Source organism: Bacillus sp. 103mf (genome assembly GCF_900116295.1).
GTDB lineage: Bacteria > Bacillota > Bacilli > Bacillales > Bacillaceae_G > Bacillus_A > Bacillus_A bruguierae.
Window position 1 is genome coordinate 238,299 of sequence record NZ_FPAF01000001.1, and the last position, 12,810, is coordinate 251,108.

The 12,810-nt window shown below is 30.9% G+C and carries 12 protein-coding genes; all 12 read right to left on the minus strand.

Annotated elements, in window-relative coordinates:
- Window position 1: 1 nt before the first annotated feature.
- Window positions 2-877 (minus strand): glycosyltransferase family A protein, encoded by an 876-nt coding sequence (locus BM350_RS01110; RefSeq protein ID WP_090913061.1) that lies wholly within the window; start codon window positions 875-877, stop codon window positions 2-4.
- 73 nt (window positions 878-950) lie between these two features.
- Window positions 951-2,039 (minus strand): acyltransferase family protein, encoded by a 1,089-nt coding sequence (locus BM350_RS01115; RefSeq protein WP_090913059.1) that lies wholly within the window; start codon window positions 2,037-2,039, stop codon window positions 951-953.
- 104 nt (window positions 2,040-2,143) lie between these two features.
- Window positions 2,144-3,325 (minus strand): glycoside hydrolase family 88 protein, encoded by a 1,182-nt coding sequence (locus BM350_RS01120; RefSeq protein ID WP_090913057.1) that lies wholly within the window; start codon window positions 3,323-3,325, stop codon window positions 2,144-2,146.
- A 36-nt stretch (window positions 3,326-3,361) separates the two neighbouring features.
- Complete coding sequence (locus BM350_RS01125; RefSeq protein ID WP_090913055.1) at window positions 3,362-3,922, minus strand: acyltransferase; 561 nt, start codon at window positions 3,920-3,922, stop codon at window positions 3,362-3,364.
- Between the two features lie 26 nt (window positions 3,923-3,948).
- Window positions 3,949-5,148 (minus strand): glycosyltransferase, encoded by a 1,200-nt coding sequence (locus BM350_RS01130; RefSeq protein WP_090913052.1) that lies wholly within the window; start codon window positions 5,146-5,148, stop codon window positions 3,949-3,951.
- A 12-nt stretch (window positions 5,149-5,160) separates the two neighbouring features.
- Window positions 5,161-6,351 carry a glycosyltransferase gene (locus BM350_RS01135; protein ID WP_090913050.1) on the minus strand — a complete coding sequence of 397 codons (1,191 nt, stop codon included), beginning with the start codon at window positions 6,349-6,351 and terminating at the stop codon, window positions 5,161-5,163.
- A gap of 9 nt (window positions 6,352-6,360) precedes the next feature.
- Window positions 6,361-7,521 (minus strand): polysaccharide pyruvyl transferase family protein, encoded by a 1,161-nt coding sequence (locus BM350_RS01140; protein WP_090913048.1) that lies wholly within the window; start codon window positions 7,519-7,521, stop codon window positions 6,361-6,363.
- 18 nt (window positions 7,522-7,539) lie between these two features.
- Window positions 7,540-8,571, minus strand: a complete 1,032-nt coding sequence (locus BM350_RS01145; RefSeq protein WP_090913046.1) for a glycosyltransferase — start codon at window positions 8,569-8,571, stop codon at window positions 7,540-7,542.
- A gap of 411 nt (window positions 8,572-8,982) precedes the next feature.
- Window positions 8,983-10,185, minus strand: a complete 1,203-nt coding sequence (locus tag BM350_RS01150; protein WP_090913045.1) for a glycosyltransferase — start codon at window positions 10,183-10,185, stop codon at window positions 8,983-8,985.
- A 91-nt stretch (window positions 10,186-10,276) separates the two neighbouring features.
- Entirely contained in the window at window positions 10,277-10,885 is a 609-nt protein-coding gene (locus tag BM350_RS01155) for an acyltransferase (protein WP_090913043.1), read from the minus strand.
- The gene (locus BM350_RS01160) at window positions 10,878-11,645 is read right to left on the minus strand and encodes a glycosyltransferase family 32 protein (RefSeq protein ID WP_090913041.1); all 768 of its coding nucleotides are present in this window, start codon (window positions 11,643-11,645) and stop codon (window positions 10,878-10,880) included. Before BM350_RS01160 ends, BM350_RS01155 begins: the two co-directional genes overlap by 8 nt.
- A 73-nt stretch (window positions 11,646-11,718) precedes the next feature.
- Window positions 11,719-12,789: an EpsG family protein gene (locus BM350_RS01165; protein ID WP_090913039.1), complete on the minus strand. Its 1,071-nt coding sequence runs from the start codon at window positions 12,787-12,789 to the stop codon at window positions 11,719-11,721.
- Between the last annotated feature and the right edge of the window lie 21 nt (window positions 12,790-12,810).

A 12,810-nucleotide genomic window follows, 5' to 3' on the forward strand; every position in this document is an offset into this window, starting at 1 on the left:
CCTACTTCATCATGATTTTCTTACATTTAACTAAAAATATAGAAAAGATTAAAGTAACAGGTTGAATTTCCAAATATTTTGCAGCCTGTCCTAATTTTAAATTAGACTTTACAAAATCATAGTATAAATTATAATAAGACAATCTGCCTTTTACATTACATTTATAAAACTTAATTTGCTGTTTTATATAATACGCTGTACCTTTAGGACTTTTAGCAAATATCTCTTTCATATTTTTCGTTAAGCCATCCTCAAGATAATCGCATATATAAGTGGTTTTATTAAACCACCTTATTTTATAGCCATCATGGGCCATTTTCTCCCACACTGTAGCCTCTGTTATAAATTTCTCTCCTTCAAATTCACAAAACTTATATTTTCTAAGGATGTTCGTATAAAAGACTTCTGCTTTATCACCGGTTATATTATATTTTGTACGTTCAAGTGAAGTTGCGTCTACATATTCCCCTTCAAATGTTGTTCCTAAAAAGTCATTAACCTGTCTTCCTCTATTACCGGAAACACCACAAAATAATTCTTTATTTTCCAAGTTTCGTTCCCAATTTTCTATGTTTTCTAATGCATCTTTCGTCAGATAATCATCAGAATCGACAATGAAGAACAATTCCCCTTCTGCTAAGTCAGTAGCTTTATTAATTGCTCTATGTTTCCCACCATTTTCAACTTTATAATACCTTATGGGGAATGGATTTTTTTCTACTGTCCATAATCTAAATAACTCTTCTGTGTTATCGCTTGAACCATCATCAATAACTAACCATTCAAAATCTGTATATGTTTGCTCTTGTAATGATCTGTACAGTTTTTCTATAATATAGCCTCTGTTGTATGTTGGAGTGAATACTGTTATTCTCATTTAATCCTCCCATTGTTACTGACCATAATTTTTTCTTTTCATCTATTTACAGTAATTATTTAAAAATAAGCCCTTATTTAAGGATTTCTTTTGATAAAGGTACTTGCATTTTATGCGTTTGTTTTCGAAAACCAAAACGAATTTTCTTACGTAATGGCTCTTCGTAAAATTGATAAATGATTGAACTGAATAATAAAGAAATTACTAAACAAATCAAAAAGCGATACGTATTCGCTAAATGAAGAAAATCTAAGTATCGAATCACCAATTGATGGATCATATAGAATGAGAAACTAATTTCACCCAAATAAACAAAAAACCTTTGTGATAATATTTTTGAAATCATACCACCTTGAAATGCAAAGGTGAAAATTAACAAACACCATAGTGGAACAAAATACACACCGCGAACGATTCCTACATCTAAGTTTACCGAATACAATAATAAGACAATGAATAACAATAAACTTAGTAGTTCTAAAACAGTAAATATAGCCTTGTTTAAATTTTCTTTATTGGATTTTTCAATATAAATCAATCCTAAAAGCATCCCTGTTGAAAATTCAAACAATCTAACTCCTGGGAAGATATGTAGTAACCAAATATAAAATGGATTATCTCCATCCAAATTTTTATTTAATAGAAATAAAACGCCCCACACTATCCAAAATATCAATACAGATTTAACTATATTTTTGTTAACTTTAAGTTTTATAAATATCCATAGCAGAAAAGGAAACATAAAATAAAAGAACGTTTCAACTGATAACGTCCATGAAACACCATTAAAATTAAAATAAGTTCCTTGACTCGGAAAAAAACTTTGTAACAATAGCAAATTGATCATTGACATAAAAGTAAGTTTTACAAAATATAAACTATTGGGGTGAAAGTACAAAATAACCAATGGTACAGAGAGCAAAAAAGTTAATACATGAACCGGATATATTCTTGAAAATCTTGCTTTATAAAATTTTTTGATATTGTTTTTATTGATTTCTATAAACTTAGAATGATAGTTATAGGCTAATATAAAACCAGATAAAACAAAGAAAAACTGAACGCCCGCTGAACCTAATTGATATTGACTGAACACCCGCATATGGAATAAAAACACCATTAATGCAGCAATAAACCTAAATGACGTTAAAGAATTTAGCAAATAAATTCCTCCTTTTTCACTTCTCCAAAAACAATTTATTTGAATTCTCAAACTAGCTATTACCTTTGTTAATGGATATTCCTTATACAAATATAAGCAAAAGTTTATCTCTTACTTACATATAAATTGATTAATCTCATACAAAATCCTTGCGTAAACGGCAATATATTGAACAACGTCGAATATACTCCTATGTCTTTTGTATCTCCTTGTGAAAAGTCAACTGCTCCATTTTTCCTCGTAACCTTCATCAAATAACTTATAGCTTTATCTGTACTATTTAAACATTCTTTAGAAATCACATCTATTTTTGATGCGTTTAACAGAAACCAGCCTAATGTAGCTGTAGCAGAAGAATCCGGCCTACATTCACTTCTAGTTACCGTCCAGTTCCAGCTTCCATTATCTTGTTGAAAGTTCATAGCAGCTTTTGCAAATCTCTTTACACATTCTTCTAAAACAAGTTTATATTGATTGTCTTGTGGTAATTCACTCCATGCATCTATAAGGCCTATAGCAAACCAACCAAGACCTCTTCCCCATCCATATAATCCAAGGGGTACTTTATTTTCTAACTTGTATACATGACTTGGAATATAATGTTCGTCTAACATTCCATACTGCTCATACTCTTTAATTTGCTTCACTGCTAAATCTACACACTCGTCTTTGTTATATTTCGTACCGTAAGCTACTAAAAATGGACATATAAAGCCTATAGTATCTACATATCTATAACTTTTCATATACTTTCTATACTCTACTGATCCATCTTCACCTAGATGCTCTTTTATCATTTCCCAAGTATAGTCCAATGCTTTCCTATACTTATCTGTCTCTATAAAATCTATCTTCATAATAGAATATGCTAGTATAGCTCCATCTACATACTTTGGTTTTTCTCTCCATTGACCATTACTATCAAATTTCGCATCCAAAAATTTTACAACTGCTTTTTTTACTTCCTGATCATCATTATATTTTAAGTACTCAGATAACCCTAAAACTAAAGATGCTTCTTGCCAATGTTGTATAGTACTTTTTGTATAATTTTTCTTCAGCATATCTATTACGACTAATCTTGTATTATCTGTTACCTTTATTTTTGGTACATTCAATAAAAATTTAGATCCTTTATTAGTAATAGCTTTATTCCATAACGATTTATCATCGTATCTTCCCATATGAATTCTTAGTATCCAGTCTTTTATTAAAGGTACTACGTCTATTGCTATCGTTATTAAAAGAATAATAATTATCGTACAACTCAAAATTTGAAATATCATCTCTATAAAGCCCTTTCGATATAGAAATAGTTTAGTTTACTTAACATATCCTACAGTATTCTCCAACTCTTCGGCCATCTTATTACACATGTCTAGCGTTATATTCCCGCCTATTGTCCAATCTTTATCATAAACATGAGCAGTTTCCATATTTAATCTATGCTTGTTAATATAATCCTCAGTTTTCCCGATTATTCTTGCTGGGTTACCGCCAACTATAGACCCTTCAGGTACCGATTTAGTTACGATACTTCCTGCAGCTACAATAGCATTCTTCCCTATTGTAACCCCAGGCATAATTAAGGCCCTTGCTCCTATAAATGAATTGTCTTCTATTTTTATTTTTGCTATTTTTGTATAATCTAAATATCGTTTCGTACTAGCGTCATGTGCAAGAAGATACACTTGGGGCGCAAACGTAACATTATCACCAATTTCTATTAACCAGCAATGTGCATAATCAATTGTACTCCCAGCTAACCCGGAACAATTTTTCCCTACCTTCATACCTCGTTGCAAACACGCTTCTACTGTTAACTCTTCACGGGATAGCATTCCTAATCTTATCATTAACGACTTTTTTATGCGATTAAACATTGTTACCCCCCATAATTTTTTTCATATTATATTTTACTGTTTATTAATTTATATAAATTATCGATTTCATCTTCTGTTCCCAATTCTTCTTCTGCAAGATTATTAATAAACTTCGCTCTTAACATTTCATCACTTATTAATATCTCAAGATTATCAGCTACTGAGATGGAATCCATTTCTGCAATCAACCCATCGATATTATTTTTTATATGATTATCAGCTGTTTCGAAATTAGTAATTACTATTGGTTTTGCCAATATTTTTGCTTCATCTATAGAAATTGATTTTCCTTCATATCTCGAAGTTTGTATGTATATATCTGATTGCCTTATATACGGGTATGGATTTTCTTTTAAACCTAATAGTATTATTCTTTCTTCTAAATTTCTTTCTTTTATACTTCTTTGTAATTCTTTTCTTACATTACCTTCTCCAATGATATACCACTTAATGTCATACCCTTTTTTAACAAGCCTATCGACTGCTTCTAAGGAAATATCTAATCCCTTTTCTTTAGCCAATCTACCTACAGAAATTAACGATATGCTTTTGGCACCTTCTGTTTTAAATTCTACCTTCTCTAATGACATTTTCCTTATCATTTTTGGAGAAACGATATTGTGTATACATACAAATTTTTTTTCATATTCAGGAAAGTTCTTTTTTAGAATATTAACTAATTCTTCTGATACAGTAACTACGTAATCTAGTTTACCAAAATAAACGTTCTCTTTTTTATAATCAATCCCTAACTTATTATAATCTGTATGTATCCATCCAATTTTTCTTTTTGCTTTTACCTTATCTACACAAAAATATATAGGGTTTTTTTCTTGGAACCCTATAGCTGCATCATACTCTTTATTGATTTCACTTATTGAATTCGACATATATTTCCATAATTTTTGTTCAATAATAGCGCCATTATCTTCTGTCTTAGCTAAATATCCTAATACAATCCTATTAAAAGATGTTTTAAAATCTCTTTTTTTAATTAACTCTATTAATGATTTCTTTATAGGCATATCAAAATATTTATAATTCATAGGCTCAGGTAGTAAATGAACTTCTTTTGGTAGCTTATTTATAAATATCCCTTCATGCTTGAATAAAAACAAATCTACACTGTACAAAGAATAATCTATCGTTTCCAATAAAGATATTAGCGATTTCTCAGCCCCGCCACAAGTTAGATTATTCATTACAAATAATAATTTTTTTTTCATGAGTCCCACCCACTAAAAAGTCTCATACAGCTTATTTATTTCTCCTTCTGTCCCTAATTTCAATTGGGATAAATTATATGCTAAACGTTCTCTTAAACTTATATCTTTTACAAGCTTTTCAACCCCATTTGCAACAGCATCTGCATCCATATCTACAATTAGGCCATCTATGCCATCATTTATCTGATCTTTTGCTGTACTGAAATTAGTTACAATTATAGGTTTGTTTAATATTTTTGCTTCATCTATAGCTATAGACTTTCCTTCAAATCTAGATGTCTGTATATATATATCGGCTTGCTTTATATATGGATATGGATTGGACTTTAAGCCCAATAAACGAAACGTTCCTTCTAATTTATTTTCTTTAATTAAATTCGTTAATTTCTCTCTCTCTTCCCCTTCGCCAATAATATTCCACTTTATGTTATATCCTCTATCAATTAGTTTCTTACAAGATTCTATAGCCAATTCAAAAGCCTTCTGATAATGTAATCTCCCAATAGAAAGTAGTACAATTTCATTACCCTTTCTATCATACACATCGGCATTATTTTGATTGGCCATTTTATTTATCATTGTCGGTGAAACGATATTATATATAACTCTTACTTTATTCTTTTGGCTCGGAAATCTATTTTTTAGTTTATTTGCGCATTCTTCCGAAACAGTAACGATATGGTCTAACTCTTTAAAGTAATCAATATCAAAATTTGGATCCATACCTAATTTGTCATAATCAATATGAACCCATCCTATTTTTTTAAAAGCATTTACTTTGTCTACACAAAAATATGTAGATGTTTTTTCTAAAAATCCTATAGCTACATCATATTTTTGAGGTAATTTGTCCAAAGATTTGGAGACATATTTCCAGTTATATTGTTCCCTTATTGATATATTTCTAGCATTTCTATTTCTTATAGCAAACATCACTCGATTATATGCTAGTGTCATTTCACGCTTTAATATGAGCTGCTTAATAGATTTAAATAGTGGTAAAGCAAATAAGTGGTAAGTTTCTGGAAGTGATAGAATTTGTACCTCTTTTGGTACAAATTCCATAAACATTCCATCATGTTTTAACAAAAACAAATCTACATTATATAAGTTGTAGTCTATTTGAGATAATAAATTTACTAAACTCTTTTCTCCACCAGCAGCTGTTAAACTAGGTATAACAAATAATAAATTCTTTTTCATTGATACACCTCACTTAACTAGTTCAGCTAAATATTCTACCGCTTTATACGACATTTTCTTTATATTAGGGATAGATTTCTGTAATGTTTGTCTCAATTCTGTTTCTTCGCTTACCATCTCATCAAATTTAGCCTTTAGCTTCTCACTGCTTGATATCTCTTCTAACCCTAAAACTAATTTTTCTTCTCCGAATATATCTTTCGATATTCCTTTTGACTTTATGCTATACCCTAATACCATAGTTGGAACACAATTCGAATAAGCTGCTATAGTCGCATGTGTTCTAGCTCCTATGAAAAATCTCATTCTAGCAATATACCCCTTATATTGTATTGCATTTAAATCATTTGGCAGTATGATTACTCTCCCAGTATTTTTAAATTCCTCATAATATTTATATAAAACTTCATAATCGTTATTTCCATCCATTATTACATGAGGTGTGAGAGCAATTGTTAAATCTGTAGTATTTAATATATGATTTATTAATTCTCTTACTGCCGCTTGGGAGTCTTTATTTCTCTCCCAGACAAGTGGGCTAAAGTTTAATCCAACTGTATTTCCTTCTTGCCATCCCTTAGGCAATTCCAACTCTTCTTTTTCCATAGTAAATGCTGGATCAGCACATAATTTAACATTATTGAGCCCCTTACTTTTTAACATATTATAAGTAAGGCTTTCACGAGCTAGTATTGCATCAAACAACTTTAAGTCTTCTAATTTTTTCTCAGACATGTCCTCGTCACCGATAGAACATCCCCATAAAACCAATTTTTTCCCTTGTGCCTTTACTCTTCTATCTATCTCATACAATGCAGGCTGCTCTCCATAGCAATAGTTATCTCCGCCTATAGATAAGCATACATCTACATCTTTTATACGTTTAATGATGTTATTTTCCATTTTAGCTAATGCATAAGATTCATCATTAAAAAACTTTACCTTAAGTAAAGCAATCCACCAATCATATGAATACTTCTTTATACTACTGCTAGAACCCTCATATATTTCATCCAACTGAGGAATTATCTTGTCCGTTTCTGGTTTACTTGATACTAAGTACACCTTTGTGTCATCTGTTTTTTCTTTGATAATATTCGTAGAAGAACGAACTATTGCTTCGCATCCTCTATTTAAACTGCCTCCATGGGCAAACATCATAATTTTCATATTAGCCTCTCCCAATAACTATTTACTTCGAAATCTACTGTAAGCAACAGCACAATATAGTCCAATTGCCGACTTTTTCCTTATCATGTCTATCACAGCTTTCTCATATCTTCCTAATTTACTGTGATTTTCACTGCAATAAACAGGTAACGCTTCTCTAACATATTTATTTCGAATCATATTTTTTACATATCTATACCTCGTACTAAAACTTACATCTTTAGATGGGGTAAAATAAATATATATATAAGACATTACACTATTTATAAATTTTATTGATTTTAACTGGTGCGCCTTTACTTTGTCGACCTTATCAGTATATATTTGTGGCAATTCCATGTTATACACTTCTACGGCTCTCTTAAAATAATCTTTTTCTACTATATTTCTAGTAGCACTGCCAGTTACCTCTCTATAGTGGTATCCAGCATAATTTATATATTTCATACTAGTTGCATTACTAAAGAATTCGATGTTAAACATTCCGTCTTCTCCTAATGCAACTTTTTCTGGAAATTTCACATCATTTTCATTTATTATATTATTTTTATAAATTTTATTCACAGCAGTATTTAAATGATCTGTCTTAAGAAAATAAGGCAATAGTTCTTGATCTATATATTCTTTTTTAAGAACAGTATCTACTGGAAATGGATACCTTATTGCTACCTTATGTCCTTCCATTTCACCGTTAATATTTGATATAACTACATCACAATCATCTTGCTTTGCAGAGTTATATAATACTTCATACATTGCTCTCTCTATGTAATCATCAGCATCAACAAATCCAACATATTCCCCAGTCGCTAAACATAACCCTTTGTTCCTGGCAATGCTTACGCCCTGATTTTCTTGATTTATAAGTATTATCCTATTATCTAATTCTTTATAACGCTCAATAACTTCTCTACTATTGTCCGTCGAACCATCATTAATAAATATAAATTCACATTGTTGAAGTGTTTGATTTAAAAGTGATTCTACACACTGTGTAATATATTTTCCTGCATTATAAACCGGTATTATTACACTTACTTTTATGCTCATGCCTAAATCCCGCCTCTACCAGGAAACCCTGCATTATAATAATCCATACATTTTTATTATGATCGGTTCATCACCAAAAGACGGGGGTAACATATAGATAGATGTACACTCCACTCCGAGTGGACGCTTTCCGTTCCGTGTATGAAAAATGTTTCATTTTCGAAAAATCAACCCCATGTTACGGTGAAGAACCTTAGCCAACAGGCCTAAACAGTCGGCTCCGCTTTTCTTTATAAGTCGCTGCTATGTAGAATACAACATAACCGCTACTTGCTTGCTCCTTTTGTTTTAAATCTTGCATGTGGTAGGAAAATGCCCTGACCGCTTCTATGCATGGCCAGATGCTCTCGCCCGCCTAAAAAGAAAAAGGATTTTTATGTCGATTTTTAATTTAAATTTATATAATTTGTTTTAGGTTTCAATAATTTTATATAACTTATCTAACTCATAACTATTACTATAGTCCCTACTTTTCAGATGATGAATCAATGTATTTCTGAGCTTATCATCTTTATATAGAGTTTCAATCCCTTTAACTAACCCCTCAATACTTGAATCGCATATTATACCTTCAAATCCATCTTCCAACTGACTAGCTGCAGTAGGATAATTCGTAATCAATATAGGTCTCTCAAGTATTTTAGCCTCTGTCACTGTAACTGCTTTTCCTTCATATCTAGACGGCTGCACGTATAAATCGCATGCTTTCATATATGGATATGGATTGGTTTGTTTGCCTAATAATATAAAACTATTTTCTAAATTGTTCTCTGCTATTAGTTCTCTAAGAATAGATTCATCTGAGCCATATCCTATCACATACCACTTTATATTATTAAATCCTTTGTCGTGCAACATTCTAAGTGCTTTTATAGCACGATCAAACCCTTTGGCATACGACAATCTTCCAACCGATACGATATTAAAAGTACCATTATCTTGCTTATTAAAATCTACAACATTAGCAGCCATTTTCCGAATAAACTCTGGTGAAGTAATATTCTCTATAAGCAAGATTTTCTCTTTCAATGATGGATATACAGTCAAGAACGCTTTTGTGCATTCATCTGATATAGATGCAATATAATCAAACTTATTCCACATAGTAAGATCTATTTCATTATCAATTTCTAACGTACTGTAATCTGTATGGATCCAAGCTATTTTTTTATCAGCATTTACATTATCAGCTAAAATATCGTGTGGCCATGCATAACTAATTGCAAAGTCATACTTTTTTTTCTGTTTAGGCAAGAAGTATGATACATATTTTGAAACAAGTTGCATCTGAATATATCCTGATCCTTCTTTTAATTGCCGTTGTTTTGATTTTCTACCTGCGATATACTTGCTTACTATTCTTATAATTGATGCTAAAAAATAGCCTTCCCGTATGCATTGCCTAATGGATTTTCTAAATACGGTGTATTTACCTATTTGAGGTAACACATTAACTTTATCAGGGATTAAATGCATGAAATCTCCTGTGTGATTTAATATTAGTAAATCTACGTTATATGTGTTGTAGTCAAAGGTTTCTAGCATATTAATTAAGCTTCTTTCCGCACCACCAATTTCCATATCATACATAGAAATTAAAATATTTTTCTTCATGTAATTCCCCGCGTTCATATTTTGTTCTTGATATGAGTGAAATCATTATACATTATGAAATTATATAGACGACACTTTCACATGAACCGCTTCAACTCGTGCGATTGATACATACGTTTTCTCGTTTATTTACAAACAGTGTATTTGAAGGAATATGTCCTTTTACAACACTTCCAGCAGCTATCACAGTATTATCACCTATAAACGTATCCCTCAATATAACTACATTAGAACCAATCCAAACATTCTCTCCTATCTTTACTTCACCCTTTATTAAGTGCTCATCTTCAATGTTCTTATAATTATGGTCATGATCGTTAATACTTACATTAGGAGCTATCTTTGTGTTTTTTCCAATTGATATTTTATTTATACAGTTAATGTTACAGTTATCATTAATGAACACTTTCTCACCTATATCTAGTACCCCATTAAAATCAATTCGAATACTCGTATTTCTTCTGACAAACACAAATTTTCCAATATTGATTTTTGAATGCTTATTAAAAACCTCTATCCTACTTTTTGTTTGGAGTGCAAAAATTGAGCAATTTATATTACGGAAGTATATTAACTTATAGAAAACACCTCTTAATACACCGATTAAGTGTGAAAGATTCATCAACACTGCAAAATATAACCCTCTGTTACGACTTTCTGTAACTAGCGTTTGGAATATTTTTTTTAATATATTAATCATGCATTTTCTCCTTAAAAGCTTCTTTTCGCCCCGCATGTTGTCTCAACTTAGCGATATTATCTCCACCTATGATTTTGGCTAAAATTAATTTTATTTTACCCTTTATCCGCGCTTTAGGTGGTAACCAACTCTTATAAAAATGATGCATAGCATGTGTATTTTCTGTTATAAATTTTCTGCAATTAATATAGTCATATGGTGAGAAATATGTTTGGGGATAGAAAGTTCCTATCCCCTCTATTTCCTGATACTCTCCGTTTGTTTTTAATCCTATATTTTTTAATATCTCTGTCACAATAGCTACATTCGTCAAATCATCATAGCTTCCATCCTCTTTAATGAAACCCTTCTCTTCATATGAATCTAAAAATGTTTTTATAAGCTTATTTTCTTTAGCCGCTCCTATTGTGCTTGTAGCTATGTAATTTTCTTGTTCAAATCCCCAAAATGAATCATGATGCAATAGATTATTAAAAGATTTAAATACCTCCACATCAGTATCCAAATAAATACCGCCATAATAATATAAAGCATGTACCCTAACATAATCACTTACAAATGCAAATTTGCCAGCTTTGTATGCCTCTTTTACATATGAATTACAGTTTATATCAAAATTATCTTCATTCCATTCTAGTATTTCATATTCTGGTAGATTCTTTTTCCAACTCTCTATGCATTTTTTGACAATGTCAGGTTTGTCTTTTCCTCCAAACCAGCAGTAATGTATAGTCCTGGGTATTTTTTCGAGTTTTTTCACTTTAAAGCCTCCTCTTTAAAGTAGGAAGTCCTCTTTTTTATGCTCTATTCGTTATACTTATTCAAATATAACTCTAAAGTTTTATATAGTCACTTCCATATCCAACGCCTGCAAGGCTTACTACACATTCATAGTAGTAATACACAAGATAGAATATTAAAATCCCATAATAAATAAGCTTTCGATCTTTTTCAGTAAATAATTTTACAACCCAAGAAATTAATATGAGTTGATACAATCCAAAATAAATAGAAAATCTAGCAAATATCCAGTTTTGGGTTGAGATAATCATAAAGACAAGCCCTAATATAGACATATTTACAACAGGATCACTTTTAGGAAACAACTCCCTTAATCTATCTTTCCCTAAGTAAGCGAGAATAATCGGTACGGCATAAACAATAACCCTGAGTATATTTGCACCGCCCTCAGAAAAGTTTTTGTACTCACTATATTGACTATTCTCTATAACTGCAAATAAAGCATCCATAAATTGGTTAAATCCTATAACGATAAGTACCGCGCAAACGAGAAGAATATACGTTTGCTTTGACCAAGCTTCTTTCCTAACTATAAAATAAATAGGAATGAGGATAAGCGCAGTCTGGTGTACAGTTGATGCAAGTAGGATAATTAAAATATACTTTTTCCAATTACCTTCAAATATATATTTTGTTGCCGCAAATACAATTGCAGCTGCCAAAAATTGCCTTATTCCATTCATTGAAGTTAAAAACATGCCACCTGTTATATATACAAATAAACTTAACTCAAACATTCTTGCATATTTATATAAAACAAGCACTATCAATAGGTTTGTAATCAATGCTGTTACAAAAATCAGCAGTTGCGGATCATGGGAAAAATTTTGTAAAAACATTTGATAAATATTAAATCCAATGTCCTTTTCCGACTTAATCATTTCCCAGCTAAAATTGAGAGTGGCATATGAATGCATATAGGCAAAAGTATCTCCAATATTATTACGAAGGCCCGATACTAATATTAATGTGGTCATAGCACAAAACACTAAAAATTTATTTGGTCGGATAAAAGATCCCCTCATAATAATCGGTTTAGAAAAATACCTTGCAAAAAAAGAAAAACAATAAACTAAAGCAAGATTCACCCATAATACAGTCATTCACCAATCACTTCCATATCT